We start from the raw sequence: 19535 nt of genomic DNA, 5'->3' as shown, positions 1-19535 counted from the left end.
GACTTAACCCCTCGCCTCGACGCTGTCGGCCAGGATCGCCAGCACCAGCTGCTGGAAATCCAGACCGGCGGCACGCGCGGCCATCGGCACCAGGCTGTGATCGGTCATGCCCGGTACGGTATTCACTTCCAGCAGCCAGAACTGGCCGTTGGCGTCCTGCATCACGTCGGCGCGCGCCCAGCCCTGGGTGCCCACGGCTTCGCAGGCACGCGCGGTAAGGTCTTTCAGCTCGGCTTCCTTCTCCGCCGACAGGCCACAGGGGATGCGGTACTGGGTGTCATCGGCCAGGTATTTGGCTTCGTAGTCGTAGAAAGTGTGCGGTGTACCCAGGCCGATGGGCGGCAGCACCTGGCCACGCAGCACGGCGATGGTGTATTCCGGGCCGGCGATCCACTGCTCGACCAGCACCTGGCTGTCATAGCGCGCGGCGTCTTGCCAGGCGGCGATCAGGGCGTCCAGGGATTCCACCTTGGCCATGCCGATACTCGAACCTTCATGGGCCGGTTTGACGATCAGCGGGAAGCCCAGTTCAGTCGCGGCGACGTGACAATCGGCCTCGCTGGCCAATACGGCATGATTCGGCGTCGGCAGCCCGAGGCTGAGCCACACGCGCTTGGTGCGTAGCTTGTCCATGGCCAGGGCGGAGGCCAGGATGCCGCTGCCAGTGTAGGGAATGCCGGCGCATTCGAGCAGGCCCTGCATGGAACCATCCTCGCCACCACGGCCATGCAGCACGATGAAGGCGCGGTCGATCTTCTCGCTGGCAAGGCGCTGCAGGAAGTCATCACCCACGTCGATGCCGAAGGCGTCCACGCCAGCCGCCTGCAGGGCGCTGAGCACGGCATTGCCGGATTTCAGCGACACCTCACGCTCGGCGCTCTTGCCGCCGAACAGCACGGCGACACGACCGAAGGCCTTGGGATCGAGGGTACTGTGCAAACTCATTTCGACTCCCCGACGAACAATGGGTGCTTGATCAGTTGCGGCGCCACCGCGCCGATATCGCCCGCGCCCTGGCACAGCAGGATGTCGCCGGCACGCAGCAGCGGCTTGAGCAGCGGCGCCAGATCTGCGCCACGCTCGACGTAGATCGGGTCGAGCTGACCGCGCTGACGGATGCTGTGGCACAGCTGACGGCTGTCGGCACCGGGAATCGGCTCCTCGCCGGCCGGGTACACCTCAACCAGCAACAGCACGTTGGATTCGCCGAGCACCTGCACGAAGTCGTCGTACAGATCGCGGGTGCGGCTGTAACGGTGCGGCTGATAGACCATCACCAGACGGCGCTCCGGCCAGCCACCGCGCACGGCCTTGATCACGGCAGCGACTTCGCGCGGGTGATGACCGTAGTCGTCGACCAGCATCACGCTGCCGCCATCCACCGGCAGTTCGCCGTAGACCTGGAAGCGCCGACCGACGCCCTGGAAGCCCGACAGACCGGCGACGATGGCGCTGTCGTCGATGCCTTCATCAGTGGCGATGGCAATGGTCGCCAGCGCATTGAGCACGTTGTGGTTACCCGGCATGTTGACCGACACATCGAGCGGCTCGCAGTCCGGGCGCAGCACGGTGAAATGGGTGCGCATGCCTTCCTGACGCACGTTGATCGCGCGCACGTCGGCGTCTTCGGCAAAACCGTAGGTCACGGTGGGGCGACCGACCTGCGGCAGCAGCTCGCGCACCACCGGGTCATCCACGCAGAGCACGGCCAGGCCATAGAACGGCAGGTTGTGCAGGAATTCGATGAAGGTCTTCTTCAGTACATTGAAGTCGCCGCCATAGGTACTCATGTGGTCGGCGTCGATATTGGTGACCACCGAAACCATCGGCTGCAGGTGCAGGAAGCTGGCGTCGCTCTCGTCGGCTTCGGCGATCAGAAAGCGGCTGGAGCCGAGCTGGGCATTGGTGCCAGCGGCATTCAGCCGGCCACCGATGACGAAGGTCGGATCCAGGCCACCAGCGGCGAACACCGAGGCCAGCAGGCTGGTGGTGGTGGTCTTGCCATGGGTACCGGCGACGGCGATACCGTGGCGATAGCGCATCAGCTCGGCGAGCATCTCGGCGCGGCGCACCACCGGAATGCGGCGTTCCAGGGCAGTGGCCACTTCCGGGTTGGCGGTGTTGATGGCGCTGGAGACCACCAGTACGTCGGCCTGCTCGGCGTTCTCGGCGCGGTGACCGATGAAGATGGTGGCACCGAAGTTTTCCAGGCGTTCGGTCACGGCCGAAGCCTTGAGGTCGGAGCCGGACACTTCGTAGCCCAGGTTCATCAACACTTCGGCGATACCGCACATGCCGGCACCACCGATGCCAACGAAGTGGATGCGGCGGATGCGGCGCATGCGCCGGACTTCAGCCTTGACGGCGGCGGGAGACTTAGCCACGGGCCACCTCCAGGCAGATGTCGACCACCGTGCGGGTGGCATCAGGCTTGGCCAGGCGGCGCGCGGTGGCGCCCATGGCAGTGAGTTTTTCCAGGTGCATCAGAACCTCGGTGAGCTGCGCGGCGAGCTTGGCCGCGTCAGTGGCATGTTGCGCAAGGAGAACGGCAGCGCCCTCCTTCGCCAGGTATTCGGCATTGCGGCTCTGGTGATCGTCGATGGCGTGCGGCAGCGGCACGAGCATCGAGGGCAGGCCGGCGGCGGCCAGCTCGCTGACGGTCAGCGCACCGGCGCGGCAGATCACCAGGTCGGCCCAGCCATAGGCGCGCGCCATGTCCTTGATGAAGGGCGCGACCTCGGCTTCGACCGCAGCATCGCGATAACGCTCCGCGGTGATCTCGGCGTGTTGCTTGCCAGCCTGATGGAAGACCTGCGGACGGATATCGCCAGGCAGTTTTTCCAGCGCAGCGGGCAGCAGTTTGTTCAGTGGCTCGGCGCCCAGGCTGCCGCCGAGCACCAGCAGCTTCGGCTTGCGTCCGACCAGTGGCTCGCGCGGCGTCTCCAGGAACAGTTCCTCACGCACCGGATTACCCGTGGTACGGCGCTTGGCGGAGGAAGCGAAGGTATTCGGGAAGGCCTCGCAGATGCGTGTGGCAATACGCGACAGCAAGCGGTTGGCAGTACCGGCCACGGCGTTCTGCTCATGAATGATCAACGGCACACCCGCCATGCGTGCGGCCAGGCCACCCGGCCCGGTAACGTAACCGCCCATGCCGAGCACGCACACCGGTTGCAGCTCACGCAAGATGCGGCGTGCCTGCAGCAATGCGCGCAGCAGTTGGAATGGCGCCTTGAGCAGGGACAGCTTGCCCTTGCCACGCAGGCCGCTGACGTTGATCAGGTGCAGCGGCAGACCCGCCTGCGGCACCAGCTCGTTCTCGATGCCACGCGGCGTGCCCAACCAGTGCACGCTGTAGCCACGCGCCTGGAACTCGCGCGCGCAGGCCAGCGCCGGGAACACGTGCCCGCCAGTGCCACCGGCCATGATCAGGACGTTACCGCGCATGGCGAGGCTCCTCGAGGACAAAGGATGGCGGCTCGATGGCGAAATCCGACTCGTCGAACTCAACATCCTCATTACCCAGCACGTGCCGGCTTTCCCACTCGATACGCAGCAGGATCGCCAGGCTGATGCAGCAGATCACCAGGGACGAACCACCGTAGCTGAGGAACGGCAGGGTCAGGCCCTTGGTCGGCAACAGGCCGGTATTCACGCCGATGTTGATCAGGAACTGGCCGATCCACAGGAACGACAGGCCGTAGGCGACGTAGGCAGAGAACAACTGTTTGGCCTTCTCGGCCCACAGGCCGATGTACAGGCCGCGTATGCAGACGAAGACGAACAACGCCAGGGTCAGCAGCGAGCCGACCAGGCCCAGCTCTTCCGCCAGCACCGAGAAGACGAAGTCGGTATGCGCTTCGGGCAGGTAGAACTGCTTCTGCACGCTGTTGCCCAGGCCGACGCCGAACCATTCGCCACGGCCGAAGGCGATCAGCGCCTGGGTCAGCTGGTAACCGGAGCCATACTGATCGGCCCAGGGGTCGGTGAAGGTGATCAGACGCTGCAGGCGGTATTCCTGGGTCTGCACCAGGACGAACACCGCCCCCACGGCCAGCGCCACCATCAGGCCGAAGCGCAACAGACCGACGCCGCCGAGAAACAACATGGCCATGGCCGAGCCCATCATCACCACGGTGGCACCGAAGTCCGGTTCCAGCAGCAGCAGGCCGGCCATCGGCAGCAGGACGATGAAGGGTTTGAAGAAGCCCATCCAGCTCTCGCGTACTTCTTCCTGGCGTCGCACCAGGTAGCCGGAGAGATAGACCACGACGAAGACCTTGGCGATTTCCGAAGGCTGCACGTTGAAGGCGCCGAAGCCGATCCAGCGCCGCGCACCGTTGACCTCGCGGCCAATCCCCGGAATCAGCACCAGCACCAGCAGGCCGAAGGCGGCCAGCAGCATCATCCAGCCGTAGCGCTGCCAGAAGCTCATGGGGATCATCAGCACCACGCCAGCCACACCCAGGCCGATCACCAGATAAATGATGTGGCGGATCATGTGGTACAGCGGGTTGCCGGACAGCGCTGCCGCCACCTCGGACGAAGCCGAGGTGATCATCACCAGGCCCAGGCCGAGCAGGCCGAGGCAGCCGGCCAGCATGGGGAAGTCGAGATCCAGGCCGCGACCCAGCAGCGGCGACGGACGAACGCGCAGGAAGCCCAGCATCAGGCGAGCCCTCCCACGGCCTGAGCGAACAGGCGACCACGTTCTTCGAAATTCTTGAACATATCCAAGCTGGCACAGGCCGGCGAGAGCAGCACGGCATCACCGGCCTCGGCCAGCTCGCTGCAGCGCTGCACCGCTTCTTCGAGGGTTCTTACCCGCACCAGCGGCGCAGCATCGCCCAGAGCGGCGGCGATCGGCTCGGCATCACGGCCCAGCAACACCACCGCTCGGCAGAAGCGTGCGACGGGCTGTTTCAGCGCGGAGAAATCGGCGCCCTTGCCGTCGCCACCGGCGATCAGTACCAGCTTGCCGGCGATATCCGCACCCAGGCCTTCGATGGCCGCCAGCGCGGCACCGACATTGGTGGCCTTGGAATCATCGTAATAGTTAACGCCAGCGCGCTCACCGACCCACTGGCAGCGGTGCGGCAAACCGGCGAACTGACGCAGGCTGACGAGCATGGCGTCCATCGGCAGGCCGACGGCATGACCGAGTGCCAACGCCGCCAAGGCATTGGACTGATTGTGCGCGCCGCGAATCTTCAGCTCACTCACCGGCAACAGCGCTTCAAAACGGAACGCCAGGGATTTCTCGCCGTTCTCTTCGAGCAGGCCGAAGCGCTTGAAGTCAGGTTTGCCCAGGCCGAATTCCCAGCAGTCCACCTGATCGGCGATCAGCGGGCGCGACAGTGCATCGTCACGGTTGATCACCACCTGCCGGGCGCCGCGGAAGATCCGGTGCTTGGCCAGGTGATAAGCCGGCAACCCGCTGTAGCGATCCATGTGGTCTTCGCTGATGTTCAGGCAGGTGGCCACTTCGGCATTGAGCTGATCGGTGGTTTCCAGCTGGAAGCTGGACAGCTCCAGCACGTACAACTCGACATCGTCGGCCAACAGATCCAGCGCCGGCGTACCGAGGTTGCCACCCACGGCGACACGCTTGCCGGCCGCTGCGGCCATCTCGCCGACCAGGGTGGTGACGGTGCTCTTGGCGTTGGAGCCGGTGATGGCGACGATCGGCGCCTTGGCATGGCGGGCGAACAGGTCGATGTCGCCGGACAGCTTCACTCCGCGTGCAGCCGCTTCGGCCAACGCTGGAGTCGCCACGGCCAGGCCCGGACTCACGTAGAGCTCCGAGGCGCGGCAGAGAAAGTCCACATCCAACTCGCCGCAGCGCACGTCCACTTGCGGATAGTCACGCTTGAGCGTTTCCAGCTCCGGCGGATTCGCGCGCGTATCGGCCACGGCAAAGCGCACGCCCTGACGCGCCAGGAAGCGCACCAGGGACATGCCGCTCTTGCCGAGGCCGACAACGATGCGGAATTGGTCGGAAGCGATCAACGACACGCGCAATTACCTCAGTTTCAGGGTGGCCAGGCCGATCAGCACGAGAATCACGGTGATGATCCAGAAGCGGACGATCACGCGTGGCTCGGGCCAGCCCTTGAGTTCGAAATGGTGGTGGATCGGCGCCATGCGGAACACGCGCTTGCCGGTCAGCTTGAAGCTGGCGACCTGGATGATCACCGACAGGGTTTCCATGACAAACACGCCGCCCATGATGAACAGCACGATTTCCTGACGGACGATCACGGCGATGGTGCCCAGCGCAGCGCCGAGCGCCAGCGCACCGACGTCACCCATGAACACCTGTGCCGGGTAGGTGTTGAACCACAGGAAACCGAGGCCGGCCCCAACCAACGCGGCGCAGAACACGATCAGCTCACCGGCGCCCGGCACGTAGGGAATCAGCAGGTAATCGGCGAATTTGATGTTGCCCGACAGATAGCAGAAGATCGCCAACGCCCCGGCAACCATCACGGTCGGCAGGATCGCCAGACCGTCGAGGCCGTCAGTGAGGTTCACCGCGTTGCTCGAGCCGACAATGACGAAATAGGTCAGCACCACGAAACCGACGCCCAACGGGATGCTGATGTCCTTCAGTAGCGGCAGGATCAGGGTGGTTTCCACCGGGCTTTGCGCGGTCATATAAAGGAAGATGGCCGCCGCCAGGCCGAACACCGACTGCCAGAAATACTTCCAGCGGCTCGGCAGGCCGCGCGAGTTCTTCTCGATCACCTTGCGGTAGTCATCGACCCAGCCGATGGCCCCGAACGCCAGGGTCACGGCCAACACCACCCACACGTAGCGGTTGGACAGGTCGGCCCAGAGCAGGGTACTGACGGCGATGGCGGTGAGGATCAGCGCGCCGCCCATGGTCGGCGTGCCCTTCTTCGACAGGTGCGATTGCGGGCCATCGTTGCGCACGGCCTGGCCGATCTGACGCACCTGCAGGGTGCGGATCATCCACGGACCGAGCCACAGCGACAGCGCCAGGGCGGTCAACACGCCGAGGATGCCGCGCAGGGTCAGGTACTGAAAGACCGCGAAGCCCTTGTGGAACTGTTGCAGGTACTCCGCCAGCAGCAGCAGCATTTAGTGATTCTCCCCAGCTACGTCGCACAGCGCCGCCACGACCTTGTCCATGGCTGCGCTGCGTGAACCCTTGATTAGTAGTGTGCTGCCGGCCTGTTCGGCGCGAAGCGCTGCGATCAGCTCGGCTTGATCGACGAAGTGGCGGCCTTTTGAGCCAAACTCCTCGACGGCGTGACGCATCAGCGGGCCGACGGCATACAACGCATCGACCTTCCCTGCGGCATGACGGCCGACATCGCGATGGCCCTGTTCGGCCCACTCGCCCAGTTCACCCATGTCGCCCAGCACCAGAACGGTGCGCCCGGAAAAACCGGCGAGTATATCCACCGCCGCGCACATCGACACGGGGTTGGCGTTGTAACTGTCATCGATCACCCGCACGCCGTTCGGCGCCAGCTGCGCGACGGCGCGGCCCTTGACCGGCTGCAGGTTTTGCAGGCCTTCGACCATGGCGACCAGCGGCATGCCCAGGGCATGAGCGGCGGCACAGGCGGCCAGGGCATTGGCGACGTTATGCTCGCCGAGCAGGTTGAGCTGAATCCGCGCGCTGCCGATCGGGCTGCGCAGGGTGAAGCCTTGGCAACCGCGTGCGTCGCGATCCAGTTCGGCGCCATGGAAGTGGGCGCGGCTGTCGCGCAGGGCGAAGCTCAGCACCTTGCGTCCGGCCGCGCGGCGCTGCCAGATGGCGAAGGCCTTGTCATCCAGGTTGAGTACGGCCACGCCATCGCTCGGCAGGCCTTCGAGAATCTCGCCCTTGGCTTCGACGATCTTTTCTGGACCGCCGAACTCACCGACGTGGGCATTGCCGGCATTGGTAATGATCGCCACCTGCGGCCGAGTCAGGCTGACGGTGTAGGCGATTTCGCCAACATGGTTGGCGCCCAGCTCGATCACCCCGGCACGATGTTCCGGCGCCAGTTCCAGCAGGGTCAGCGGCGCCCCCAGGTCGTTGTTGAGGTTGCCACGGGTCGCCAGCACCGCGCCGTTCAGGCCGGCACGCAAAATGGACGCAAGCATTTCCTTGACGCTGGTCTTGCCGCTGGAGCCGGTAACGGCAGCCAGCGCGCCGGTGAAGGCCTGACGATTCAGCGCCCCCAACTGACCGAGGGCCAGGCGGGTATCGGCCACCAGTAATTGCGGCAGCGGCGCATTCGCCACTTCACGCTCGACCAGTGCGGCAACGGCGCCTTTGCCAGCAACTTCGGCCAGGTAATCGTGACCGTCGAAGCGCGGCCCGGTCAGCGCCACGAACAGTTGACCCGGCGCGATGGTACGGCTGTCGGTGCCCACAGCGGAAAAGGCCACGTCGGCGCCGATCACGCGCGCGCTCAGGTCGGCAGCGACTTCGCTGAGCAGCCAGGGCTTAAGCATGAGCAGCCTCCCAAATCGCCAGGGCCTTGTTCGCTTCACTCAGATCGGAGAACGGCTGACGCACACCCATGATTTCCTGGTAATCCTCATGGCCCTTGCCGGCCAGCACCAATACGTCGCTGGCAGCGGCCTGGGCAATCAGCCGGGCGATGGCATCGCCGCGACCGTGAATGAACTGCACGTTCTCTGGCGCGCTGAAGCCAGCGCGAATGTCTTCGATGATCTGCGCCGGCGTCTCGGTACGCGGATTGTCGTCGGTGACCCACACCTCATCGGCGAGACGCTCGGCCACCGCCGCCATCAACGGACGCTTGCCGCGATCACGATCACCACCGCAGCCAAACAGGCAGAGCAGACGACCTTCGACGTGCGGACGCATGGCCTCCAGCACCTTTTCCAGAGCATCCGGGGTGTGCGCGTAGTCGACCACCACCAAAGGCTTGTCGCCGCCACCAAGACGCTGCATGCGGCCAGCCGGGCCCTGCAGCTGCGGCAGCACCTTGAGAATCTCGTCGAGGGCGTAATCCATGCCCAACAGGGCGCCGACCACCGCCAGCAGGTTGCTCAAGTTGAAACGACCGAGCAGGTTGCTGCGCAGCACGCCTTCGCCACGCGGCGTGACCAGATGGGCGCGCACGCCATGGTCATCGAACTGCGCGTCGCGGCAATACAGGTAGGCTTCGGAGCGCTCCAGGCTGTAGCCGATCAGACGCGACTCGTGCGCCTGCGCGGCCAGCTCGCGACCGAAAGCGTCATCGAGGTTGATCACCCGGCAGCGCAGATTCGCCCAGGCGAACAGCTTGGCCTTGGCGGCGCCATAAGCCTCCATGCTGCCGTGGTAATCGAGGTGATCGCGTGACAGGTTGGTGAACACGGCCACGTCGAATTCCAGCGCCGCGACACGCCCCTGATCCAGACCATGGGAGGAAACCTCCATGGCCACCGCGCGGGCGCCGGCTTGCTTGAGCGTAGCCAGGGTGAACTGCACCCCGACTGGGTCAGGCGTGGTGTGCTTGCTCTGTTCCAGCGCACCGTAGAAACCGTTGCCCAGGGTGCCGACGATGCCGCACGACTGACCGAGCAGATCCAGTGCCTGGGCCAGCAACTGGCTGACGCTGGTCTTGCCATTGGTGCCGGTAACTCCGACCAGATGCAGGGCACGGCTCGGCTCGCCATAGAAGCGGCCGGCGATTGCCGACAGTTGGCCGGCCAAGCCCTTGACCGGCACCAGCACGGCGCTCTCGGCATGCATTTCTGCCGCGCCTTCGGCTTCATAGGCAACAGCAGCAGCGCCGCGCGCGATGGCATCAGCGATATGTACGCGACCATCCTGCTGGGTGCCGGGCACGGCCAGGAACAAGTCACCCGGGCGTACCTTGCGGCTGTCCAGGGTCAGTTCGCGTACCAGCACGGCGCTCTCGGCGGCCGGCAGCAATTGGTTCAGTGGCATGGGCATCAGTTACGCCCTCCCTGAGTGGTGGCGGCCACCTTCTGTTCCGGCGGCGGCAGGTTGTCCGGGGCTACGTTCATCAGGCGAAGCGAGCCGGCCATGACCTTGCTGAATACCGGCGCCGAGATCAGGCCGCCGTAGTAGGCGCCCTTGCCCGGTTCGTCGATCACCACCACCAGTGCAATGCGCGGATCCTGCGCGGGAGCGAAACCGGCGAACAGCGAGCGGTAGGCGTTCTCGCGATAGCCCTTGGAGCCGACGCTGTTCTTGCGCGCCGTACCACTCTTGCCGGCAACGTGATAGCCAGGCACCTGCGCACGGAAGACGCCACGCGGCGCCTCGACGACCTGCTGCAACATGCCTTGCAGAGTGGTCGCAACATCCTTGGGCACGACCTGCATCGAGCCTGGCAGGTTGTCCATACGAATCATCGACAGCGGCACCATCGCGCCGCCATTGGCCAGGGTCGCGTAGGCATGAGCCAGCTGCACTGCTGTGACCGACAGGCCGTAGCCATAGGACAGCGTGGCCGTCTCCGCCTCGCGCCATTTGCGATGATTGGGCAGATTGCCGACACGCTCACCGGGAAAGCCCAGCCCGGTATCACGGCCGAAGCCGAGTTTGCTCATGGTGTCGTAGATACGCTCGCCGCCGACGTCGAAGGCCACCTTGCTCATGCCGACGTTACTGGAGTTGATCAGGATGCCGGTCAGATCCAGCGCAGGCCCTTCGGTGCGGGACACGTCACGAATGGTGTAGCGACCGATGCGCAGCGTGCCATTGCCGACCTGCACCACATCGCTGGGCTTCCAGCGCCCGGTTTCCAGAGCGGCCGCCATGGACAGCGGCTTCATGGTCGAGCCGGGCTCGAACACGTCGATCATCGCCCGGTTGCGCATCGCAGCCGGGGTCAGGCTGCGACGGTTGTTGGGGTTGTAAGTGGGATGGTTGACCATCGCCAGCACTTCGCCAGTCTTGACGTCGACCATCACCAGACTGCCGGCCTTGGCGTCGTTCTCCAGCAGCGCGTTGCGCAGCTCGCGATGCGCCAGGTATTGCAGGCGCAGGTCGATGGACAGCGCCAGCGTCTTGCCGGCCTTGGCGTTTTGCGCCACCTGCACGTCCTTGATCAGCTTGCCACGGCGATCCTTGAGCACCTGACGCTTGCCCGGCACACCGGCCAGCCAGTCTTCGTAAGCCAGCTCCATGCCCTCACGACCGTGATCATCGATATCGGTGAAGCCGACGACATGCGCCGCCACTTCACCAGCCGGATAGAAACGGCGGAACTCTTCGATGGCGTAGACACCCGGCACCTTGAGATCGAGCACGCGCTGCCCGTTCTCCGGCGTCAGGCCGCGCACCAGATACATGAACTCACGTTCTTTATTCTGCTCCAGGCGCGCGGCAAAACCGGCCGGCTCCTGACCGAGCGCAGCAGCCAATGCCGGCCACTGGTCACGCCCAGCCTGCAGTTCCTTGCCATTGGCCCACAGCGTGGTGACCGGCGTACTGACAGCCAGCGGCTCACCATTGCGGTCAGTGATCAGACCACGGTGAGCGGGAATCGGGATATGCCGCACGCTGCGCGCATCGCCATGCGCCTTGAGGAAGTCATGGTCGAGCACCTGCAGGTCGAGCATGCGCCAGGCAATGGCACCGACCATCAGGGCGAGCAGCGCCAGCACCAGGCGGAAACGCCAGGGATAGAGCGCGCCTTCGAGACCGATCACGGCTGCACCATCCGCACGGCGGCAGGATCGGGGATGTGCATCTTGAGCTGCTCGCTGGCCAGGGCCTCGATGCGGTTGTGCGCCGTCCAGGTGCTCTGTTCGAGAATCAAACGGCCCCACTCGGCCTGCGCCTTGTCACGCACGCTCAACTCGCCGTACAGCTCGTTGAGCAATTGGCGGCTCCAGTGAGCGCTGTAGGACACCGCCACAGCAGACACCAGAATGGCGACGAACAGCACCAGCAGCAGCAGGCTGCCACTGGGCATGGATTTGCCGAAGCGCCGGCTCATCGCAACTTCTCCGCGATGCGCATCACTGCGCTCCGCGAGCGCGGATTGGCCTTGACCTCGGCGTCACTGGCGAAGACCGGTTTGCCGATCAGCTTCAGGCGCGGCTCGAAGGCCTTGGGAATGATCGGCAGGTCGCGCGGCAGCTTGTCGGCTTCGCCCTTGGCCTGACGCTTCATGAATTGTTTGACGATGCGGTCTTCCAGGGAGTGGAAGCTGATCACCACCAGGCGACCGCCCACTTCCAAGGCGTCCAGCGCCGCCTCGAGACCACGCTCGAGATCGCCCAATTCGTTGTTGACGTAAATACGAATGCCCTGGAAGGCGCGGGTCGCCGGGTTCTTGCCCTTCTCCCAGGCTGGATTGGCATCGGTCAGCACCTTGGCCAGGTCGGCGGTGCGCGTGAACGGCTGCTCGGCACGGCGCTGCACCACGGCGCGCGCCATGCGCTTGGCGAAACGCTCTTCGCCGTAATCCTTCATTACGCGGGCGATTTCATCTTCGTCGGCGGAGGCGATCCAGTCAGCGGCGCTGACGCCGACATCCGGATTCATGCGCATGTCCAGCGGCCCGTCATTGAGGAAGCTGAAACCACGCTCGGGGTCGTCGAGCTGCGGCGACGACACGCCCAGATCGAGCAGGATGCCCGAGATAGAGCCGGCCAGCCCGCGGACAGCCGCCTCATCGGAAAGTTCCGCAAAACTACGCTGCACAACGACAAAGCGGCCGTCTTCGGCCGCCAGTGCTTCCCCAGTCGCGATAGCCAGGGGATCCTTGTCGAACCCCAGCAGCCGCCCGCCTGGGCCGAGCTTGTGCAAGATCAGCCGGCTGTGCCCACCACGCCCAAAGGTGCCATCCACGTAGCAACCGTCCGCGCGCACGGCGAGACCCTCGACGGCTTCGTCGAGCAGCACAGTGATATGGCGGTAGCTGCTATCGGTCATGGTCACAGAATCAGGTCACGGAGATCATCGGAAAGCGCGCCAGGTTCCTTGATGGCGGCCAGGTCGGCTTCGGCTACAGCATTCCAGGCATCTTCATCCCAGAGTTGAAACTTGTTCAGCTGACCAACGAGCATGGCTCGCTTATCCAGCTTGGCGTATTCGCGCAGACGTGGAGGAACGAGGAAACGGCCACTGGCGTCGAGCTCCAGATCAACCGCATTACCGATCAGCAAACGTTGCAGGCGGCGGTTCTCCTCACGGAAGGAAGCCAGCTCGCGCAGCTTGTTTTCGATCAGCTCCCACTCAGGCAGGGGATACACGCAAAGACAGGGGTCGACAGCATCGATGGTCACGATGAGCTGGCCACTGCAACGCGAAACGAGCTCGTCACGATACCGACTCGGCATCGCGAGGCGCCCTTTGGCGTCGAGACTAATGGCGTTAGCTCCGCGAAACACGGCTGCGCTTCCCCTGTAATTAGCTTTCCATGCCCATAAAAACCCACTTCATGCCACTTTCCACCACTCGCGCACACTATAGAAATGCGTACGCCCCACCGTCAAGGCGCGCCAGAACGGAAAAATCCTTACAGGACGGAGATTTAGCTCACGAAAGAGAGGAGAAACACGACGCTCGAGAGGATATTTGCCACATAAATTCCAGCCGTTACTTGAGGCTGAAATCCAAACTTAAAGTGATTTCTTAAGAGTAAGATCTTTTCGGCATCAGACGAGCGGGAACTAGAAGCGCATCACGAATAGAGAAAGGAGGGAGGAGAGTCGATCTGTAAGCCGGGTTCTGTCGAGGACAGTCATTCCTCTACGACGTACATCACTGCACGTCTTTAGCAACCTACCCGGTTCCAGCGCGGGCCACGCCAATGGAACCCTATTTGGTCTTGCTCCGAGTGGGGTTTACCTAGCCACGGACTGTTGCCAGCCGTGCGGTGCGCTCTTACCGCACCTTTTCACCCTTACCGGCGCCGAAGCGCTTAGGCGGTTATTTTCTGTGGCACTTTCCGTAGGCTCACGCCTCCCAGGCATTACCTGGCACTCCGCCCTATGGAGCCCGGACTTTCCTCCCCCTTCTTGCGAAGGCAGCGACTGTCCGATCGACTCTCCGCCGGCAAGGGTACCGGGCGTGATGGCAAGCTGCAAGCGAGACAGCCGTCACAACCACTAGCCCTTGCGCTCCAGGGCCACCTGATACAGCAGGTTCTTGCGCACTCCGGTGATCTCAGCCGCCAGCGCAGCGGCACGCTTGAGCGGCATTTCCGCCATCAGCAGGTCGAGCACTCGCAGGGCCTCGGCACTGACGGCCTCCTCACCTTCCGGCGCCTGCCAGCCGGCCACCAGCACCACGCACTCACCCCGCTGCTGATTGCTGTCGGCAGCCACCCATTGGCACAGCTCAGCCAGCGGCAATCCTTGCAAGGTCTCGAACGTCTTGGTCAGCTCGCGCGCCAACAAGGCAGGACGCTCGCCACCGAATACGTCGCGCATGTCCTCCAGAGATTCGAGAATTCGGTGCGGCGCCTCATAAAAGATAAGCGTGCGCGGCTCCTCGCGAACCTGCTCCAGACGCGCACGACGCCCCGCCGCCTTGGCCGGCAGAAAACCCTCGAAGATGAAGCGATCGGACGGCAGCCCGGCAGCAGAAAGGGCAGCGATCAACGCGCAAGCGCCCGGCACCGGCACCACCGGGATACCCGCAGCACGCACCTGGCGCACGAGGTGATAGCCCGGGTCGGAAATCAAAGGCGTTCCCGCATCGGAAATCAACGCCACATCCTCGCCAGCCTGCAATCGCGCCAGGAAGCGCCCACCCTGATCGCGCTCGTTATGCTCGTGACAGGCAGCCAATGGCGTCGGAATGCCGAAATGCTGCAGCAGACGGGCCGAGTGGCGCGTGTCCTCCGCCGCGATCAAAGCGACCTCGCGCAGGATACGCAGCGCCCGCGCACTGATGTCGTCCAGGTTGCCAATCGGCGTGGCGACCACGTATAGGGTGCCGGGCTGGACGCTGGTGACGGCGGACTGACTCACGGGAAACACCTCGTTAATTGAAAGAGTGCGCATTCTAACGGGTTAACGCCGCGCGGCATCGCACCGTCTGCCGGCCTTGGGTACAATCGCCGCTCGTTTTGCTCAAGTATCAGGATGACCCGATGATCGCTAGCCTGCGCCCACTTTCAGCACTCTTTCTGGCCGGCTTGCTCGCTGCCTGCGCCAACTCGCCCGCCAACAACCTGGGCCAGCTGCCTCGCACGCCGCAAGCCAGCATCGAGCAGATGCTGCAGCAGGCAGCCGACAGCAAGCCGGAACAGGCCAATCTGCTGCGCCTGTCTGCAGCCGACCAAGCCCATCAGCAGAAGGACATCGCGCGTGCCACGCGGATTCTCGAACAGGTCGACCTGAAGAGCCTGCAGCCTGCCCAGCAGATCTTCGCCAGCACCCTCAGTGCAGAGCTGGCGATGGCGCGCAAACAGCCCAAGAGCGCCCTGCAGGCCCTGCAGCACCCCAGCCTGGAACGTCTCGCAGAACTCCCCGTGGAACAGCAAGCGCGCACTCAACTGGTTCGCGCTCGCGCACTCGAGGCCGACGGCCAGGTGCTCGCAGCTGCCCGCGAACGCGTCTTCATCGCCCCGCTGCTCAGCGGCCAGGCTGCGCATGACAACCAGGAAAGCATCTGGGCACTGGTTTCCAGCCTGCCCCCACAGCCCGCCAGCGGCGCCGACGACGACCTGAATGGCTGGCTGCAACTGGCACGCGTCACCAAGAGCGCACCCACCCTGGAGCAGCAGCAAGCCGCCATCGACGAATGGGTAGCGAAGAACCCGCAACATCCGGCCGCCCAGCAACTGCCCGACCCGCTGGTCAAACTGCGCGAGCTCGCCAGCCAGCCGCTGACCCGCATCGCCCTGCTGCTGCCGCAGGACGGACAGCTGGCAAGCGTCGCCCGCGCCCTGCGCGACGGCTTCCTCGCCGCCCACTTCCAGGCGGAACAAGCCGGCCAGAATCCGCCGCAGATCAAGCTCTACGACAGCGCCCGCATCGGCTCGCTGGACGCCTTCTATCAACAGGCCCAGGCCGACGGCATCCAACTGGTGGTCGGCCCGCTGGAAAAACCACTGGTCAAGCAGCTGAGCGAACGCGAGCAACTGCCCATCACCACCCTGGCGCTGAACTACAGCGACGCGACCCAGGAAGGCCCGGCGCAGCTGTTCCAGTTCGGCCTGGCAGCCGAGGACGAAGCCCGTGAAGTCGCCCGCCGCGCCTGGAGCGATGGCATGCGCCGCGCCGTGGCCTTGGTACCGCGCGGCGAGTGGGGTGATCGCGTGCTCGATGCATTCCGCCAGAACTGGCAGGCTCAAGGGGGCACACTGATCGCTGCCGAGCATGTCGATCAGCCCGTGGAACTGGCCCGACAGATCGCCGACCTGTTCCAGCTCCGCGAGAGCGAAGCCCGCGCCCGTCGCCTGCAGAACACCCTGGGTACCAGCCTCGATGCACAGCCGGCGCGTCGCCAGGACATCGATTTCATTTTCCTCGCCGCCACCCCGCAACAGGCCCAGCAGATCAAACCCACCCTGGCCTTCCAGTACGCCGGTGACGTGCCGGTCTACGCTACCTCGCACCTGTTCACCGGCGCTCACAGCCAGGCGCAGTATCAGGATCTCGAAGGCATTCGCTTCTGCGAAACGCCGTGGTTGCTGGACGCGCAGGATCCACTGCGCCAGCAGGTGAGCAATCAGTGGCCGCAGGCCGGCGGCAGCCTCGGCCGTCTGTATGCCATGGGCGTCGACGCCTATCGCCTGGCACCGCGTCTGGGCCAACTCAAGGCCCTGCCGGAATCGCGCGTCGATGGCCTCTCCGGCACCCTCAGCCTGAACGCGACGCAACGTATCGAGCGTCAACTGCCCTGGGCCGAGTTCCGTGGTGGCCAGGTGCAACGCCTCCCCGACAGCCTCAATTGAGCGCACACAACGACTTGGGCCGGGCTGCCGAACAGGCAGCCCGAGAGCATCTGGAACGGAACGGCCTGCGCCTGATCCAACAGAACTGGAGCTGTCGGTGTGGCGAGCTCGATCTGGTCATGCTTGATGGCGATACAGTAGTATTCGCCGAAGTCCGCGCCCGTCGTCACAGCGCCTGGGGCGGCGCGCTGGGGAGCATCGATGCACGCAAACGCAACAAGCTGATCAACGCGGCGCAGATGTTCCTCCAGCAGCATCCCAACTGGGCTCGCCACCCCTGCCGCTTCGATGTGGTCGCCATCAGCACCGGCAACACCACGCACCTCGACTGGATCAAGAACGCCTTCGATACCTGACGGCCGTACACGCAAGGTTTTAACCGATGGATATGCAATCCCGAATCCGCCAGCTCTTCCAGGCCAGCATCGACACCAAGCAACAGGCCATGGACGTCCTGGTTCCCTACATCGAGCACGCCAGCCTGATCATGGTTCAGGCACTGCTCAACGAGGGCAAGATTCTCTCTTGCGGCAATGGCGGCTCGGCCGGCGATGCCCAGCATTTCTCCTCGGAACTGCTCAATCGCTTCGAGCGCGAGCGCCCCAGCCTGCCGGCCATCGCGCTGACCACCGACAGCTCGACCATCACCTCGATCGCCAACGACTACAGCTACAACGAGGTGTTCTCCAAGCAGATTCGTGCACTGGGCCAGCCCGGCGATGTGCTGCTGGCCATTTCCACCAGCGGCAATTCAGCCAACATCATCCAGGCCATCCAGGCGGCCCACGACCGCGAAATGACCGTGGTCGCACTGACTGGCCGCGATGGCGGCGGCATGGCCTCGCTGCTGCTGCCGGAAGACGTGGAAATTCGCGTCCCCTCGAAAGTCACCGCACGAATCCAGGAGGTTCATCTTCTGGCCATACACTGCCTCTGCGACCTGATCGATAGCCAATTATTCGGGAGTGAAGAATGAAGCGTTCCGCACTGATCCTGGCCACCCTGGCCTTCGTACTGACCCTGGCCGGCTGCGGCAGCCGCAGCATCGGCAACAAGATCGACGACCAGTTCCTCGGCCCGGACGTCGCCACGGCCATCAGTAACGCGCATGCCGACCTCAGCAGCCCGACTTCGCGCATCATCGTCACCGCCTACAACGGTGTCATCCTGATTGCCGGCCAGACGCCACGCGCCGAACTGAAGGATCTCGCTGCACAGCGCGCACGCAACGTGCAAGGCGTGAAGAAGGTCTACAACGAGCTGCAGGTGCAGCAGCCCGCCTCACTGCTCGCGCGCAGTAATGACTCGCTACTGACCACCAAGATCAAGACGCAGATGCTGGCTGACAGCAGCGTGCCGAGCAGCAAGGTCAAGGTCGTCACCGAAAACGGCATCGTCTACCTGCTCGGCGTGGTCAATCGCAGCGAAGCCAATGCTGCAACCGCCGTGGTGCAAAGCGTATCGGGCGTGCAGCGGGTCGTGCGCCTGTTCGAGTACACGAACTGAGCTGCAAGCCGCATCGCACGTAAAAAGGGCGCCCCAGGGCGCCCTTTTTGCTCTTGCTGGTAGCTTATTTGACCACCTTGAGGCTCGGCCGCCCGCTTGGGCGGGGCGGCTCGCCGCCATCGTCCGGGCCGTTATCTTCCGGCTCCTGGTGGTCTTCCGCCAATGGCGCAGGGGCTTCGGCCTCGAAGACCATGCCCTGACCGTTCTCCCTGGCGTAAATGGCCAGAATCGCCGGCACCGGCAGATAGAGGCTGTGCGCAACGCCACCGAAGCGCCCCTCGAAGCTCACGGCCTGGTTATCCATGTGCAACTGGCGTACGGCACTGGGCGAGGCATTGAGCACGATCTGGCCATCGCTGGCAAAACCCGGAGGCACTTGCACCCCCGGATATTCCGCATTGACCAGCAAGTGGGGCGTGCACTCGTTGTCGACGATCCACTCGTAAAGGGCACGAATCAGGTAAGGGCGACTGGAATTCATGAGGTTCTCCTCGCGCCTCAGCGCATGTCTCGCTCGATACGGGAAAGGCTCGCGCGGAAAGCATCCCGGGCGAACTGGCGTTCCATGTAATCGAGCAGGGGCTTGGCAGGTCGCGGCAGCTCGATCCCCAGCAAAGGCAAGCGCCACAGTATCGGTAGCAGACAACAATCTACCAGGCTCAGTTCTTCACTGAGAAAGAATGGCTTGTCAGCGAACAGGGGCGAGACACCGGTCAGGCTCTCACGCAGTTCCTTGCGGGCTTGCGCCTTGTCGCTCTCCTTGCTGCGCGCATCGAGAATACGGTCGACCAGCGAACACCAGTCGCGCTGAATGCGGTGCATGAGCAGACGACTGTTGGCGCGCGCCACCGGATAGACCGGCAACAGCGGCGGATGTGGATAACGCTCGTCCAGATACTCCATGACCACGGACGATTCATACAAGGCCAGGTCACGATCGACCAGCGTCGGCACGGTACCGTAAGGGTTGGCCTCAGCCAGCTTGGGCGGACACCGCCCAGACTCGACATCGACGATCTCGACGCTAACGCCCTTTTCGGCGAGCACCAGACGCACGCGATGGGAATAGTGATCGGCGGGGTCGGAGTAGCAGGTCAACCGGTTGGTCACCGCCATGGCGATCCTCCTCGCTTTTTTGATGGGTCAGAAATGCAAAAAATTGCC

19 protein-coding genes and 1 other RNA gene are annotated in these 19535 nt (G+C 64.1%); 4 read left to right on the top strand and 16 right to left on the bottom strand.

Features of this window, described 5'->3' with window-relative positions:
• Positions 1-3 precede the first annotated feature (3 nt).
• The 14 genes from ACODS1_RS10200 to rsmI form a co-directional block, all read right to left on the bottom strand.
• Positions 4-945 (bottom strand): D-alanine--D-alanine ligase, encoded by a 942-nt coding sequence (locus tag ACODS1_RS10200; protein ID WP_489085557.1) that lies wholly within the window; start codon positions 943-945, stop codon positions 4-6.
• Entirely contained in the window at positions 942-2342 is a 1401-nt protein-coding gene (murC, locus tag ACODS1_RS10195) for a UDP-N-acetylmuramate--L-alanine ligase (protein ID WP_489085625.1), read from the bottom strand. Before murC ends, ACODS1_RS10200 begins: the two co-directional genes overlap by 4 nt.
• A gap of 34 nt (positions 2343-2376) precedes the next feature.
• Positions 2377-3447 (bottom strand): undecaprenyldiphospho-muramoylpentapeptide beta-N-acetylglucosaminyltransferase, encoded by a 1071-nt coding sequence (gene murG / locus ACODS1_RS10190; protein WP_489085556.1) that lies wholly within the window; start codon positions 3445-3447, stop codon positions 2377-2379.
• Positions 3437-4669 carry a putative lipid II flippase FtsW gene (gene ftsW, locus ACODS1_RS10185; protein WP_489085555.1) on the bottom strand — a complete coding sequence of 411 codons (1233 nt, stop codon included), beginning with the start codon at positions 4667-4669 and terminating at the stop codon, positions 3437-3439. Before ftsW ends, murG begins: the two co-directional genes overlap by 11 nt.
• Positions 4669-6015 (bottom strand): UDP-N-acetylmuramoyl-L-alanine--D-glutamate ligase, encoded by a 1347-nt coding sequence (gene murD / locus ACODS1_RS10180; protein ID WP_489085554.1) that lies wholly within the window; start codon positions 6013-6015, stop codon positions 4669-4671. Before murD ends, ftsW begins: the two co-directional genes overlap by 1 nt.
• 6 nt (positions 6016-6021) lie before the next feature.
• The gene (gene mraY / locus ACODS1_RS10175; protein WP_322980461.1) at positions 6022-7104 is read right to left on the bottom strand and encodes a phospho-N-acetylmuramoyl-pentapeptide-transferase; all 1083 of its coding nucleotides are present in this window, start codon (positions 7102-7104) and stop codon (positions 6022-6024) included.
• Positions 7105-8475, bottom strand: a complete 1371-nt coding sequence (locus tag ACODS1_RS10170) for a UDP-N-acetylmuramoyl-tripeptide--D-alanyl-D-alanine ligase (RefSeq protein ID WP_489085553.1) — start codon at positions 8473-8475, stop codon at positions 7105-7107.
• Positions 8468-9931, bottom strand: a complete 1464-nt coding sequence (gene murE, locus ACODS1_RS10165) for a UDP-N-acetylmuramoyl-L-alanyl-D-glutamate--2,6-diaminopimelate ligase (protein ID WP_489085552.1) — start codon at positions 9929-9931, stop codon at positions 8468-8470. The genes ACODS1_RS10170 and murE overlap by 8 nt, the downstream gene beginning before the upstream one ends.
• On the bottom strand, positions 9931-11658 hold the full coding sequence (locus ACODS1_RS10160; RefSeq protein WP_489085551.1) for a peptidoglycan D,D-transpeptidase FtsI family protein: 1728 nt from the start codon (positions 11656-11658) through the stop codon (positions 9931-9933). The genes murE and ACODS1_RS10160 overlap by 1 nt, the downstream gene beginning before the upstream one ends.
• Positions 11655-11948 (bottom strand): cell division protein FtsL, encoded by a 294-nt coding sequence (gene ftsL, locus ACODS1_RS10155; protein WP_322980465.1) that lies wholly within the window; start codon positions 11946-11948, stop codon positions 11655-11657. The genes ACODS1_RS10160 and ftsL overlap by 4 nt, the downstream gene beginning before the upstream one ends.
• Positions 11945-12889 (bottom strand): 16S rRNA (cytosine(1402)-N(4))-methyltransferase RsmH, encoded by a 945-nt coding sequence (rsmH, locus tag ACODS1_RS10150; RefSeq protein ID WP_489085550.1) that lies wholly within the window; start codon positions 12887-12889, stop codon positions 11945-11947. Before rsmH ends, ftsL begins: the two co-directional genes overlap by 4 nt.
• Before the next feature lie 2 nt (positions 12890-12891).
• The gene (gene mraZ, locus ACODS1_RS10145) at positions 12892-13347 is read right to left on the bottom strand and encodes a division/cell wall cluster transcriptional repressor MraZ (RefSeq protein ID WP_322980467.1); all 456 of its coding nucleotides are present in this window, start codon (positions 13345-13347) and stop codon (positions 12892-12894) included.
• Between the two features lie 313 nt (positions 13348-13660).
• Positions 13661-14008: RNase P RNA component class A (gene rnpB / locus ACODS1_RS10140), an RNA gene on the bottom strand.
• A gap of 59 nt (positions 14009-14067) precedes the next feature.
• Entirely contained in the window at positions 14068-14967 is a 900-nt protein-coding gene (rsmI, locus tag ACODS1_RS10135; RefSeq protein ID WP_489085549.1) for a 16S rRNA (cytidine(1402)-2'-O)-methyltransferase, read from the bottom strand.
• 89 nt (positions 14968-15056) lie between these two features.
• Here rsmI and ACODS1_RS10130 point away from each other — a divergent pair, with 89 nt between their 5' ends.
• Genes ACODS1_RS10130 through ACODS1_RS10115 form a run of 4 tightly spaced genes read left to right on the top strand, consistent with a single transcriptional unit; the run spans position 15057 to position 18371 of the window.
• The gene (locus ACODS1_RS10130; RefSeq protein WP_489085548.1) at positions 15057-16865 is read left to right on the top strand and encodes a penicillin-binding protein activator; all 1809 of its coding nucleotides are present in this window, start codon (positions 15057-15059) and stop codon (positions 16863-16865) included.
• Positions 16862-17221, top strand: a complete 360-nt coding sequence (locus ACODS1_RS10125) for a YraN family protein (RefSeq protein ID WP_322980470.1) — start codon at positions 16862-16864, stop codon at positions 17219-17221. The genes ACODS1_RS10130 and ACODS1_RS10125 overlap by 4 nt, the downstream gene beginning before the upstream one ends.
• A 26-nt stretch (positions 17222-17247) precedes the next feature.
• Complete coding sequence (locus tag ACODS1_RS10120; RefSeq protein ID WP_322980471.1) at positions 17248-17841, top strand: phosphoheptose isomerase; 594 nt, start codon at positions 17248-17250, stop codon at positions 17839-17841.
• Positions 17838-18371, top strand: a complete 534-nt coding sequence (locus tag ACODS1_RS10115; RefSeq protein ID WP_322980472.1) for a BON domain-containing protein — start codon at positions 17838-17840, stop codon at positions 18369-18371. The genes ACODS1_RS10120 and ACODS1_RS10115 overlap by 4 nt, the downstream gene beginning before the upstream one ends.
• A 64-nt stretch (positions 18372-18435) precedes the next feature.
• Here ACODS1_RS10115 and ACODS1_RS10110 read toward each other — a convergent pair whose 3' ends face one another.
• Both ACODS1_RS10110 and ACODS1_RS10105 read right to left on the bottom strand, forming a co-directional pair.
• A complete protein-coding gene (locus ACODS1_RS10110; protein ID WP_489085547.1) occupies positions 18436-18852 on the bottom strand; it encodes a ClpXP protease specificity-enhancing factor in 417 nt (138 codons plus the stop codon).
• Between the two features lie 17 nt (positions 18853-18869).
• A complete protein-coding gene (locus tag ACODS1_RS10105; protein ID WP_322980474.1) occupies positions 18870-19487 on the bottom strand; it encodes a glutathione S-transferase N-terminal domain-containing protein in 618 nt (205 codons plus the stop codon).
• Positions 19488-19535: the final 48 nt, after the last annotated feature.

The sequence above is a fragment of the Pseudomonas sp. FG29 genome, from assembly GCF_057809355.1.
The sequence above is the reverse complement of the archived record's forward strand: the minus strand, read 5'-3'. Positions and strand labels throughout refer to the sequence as shown.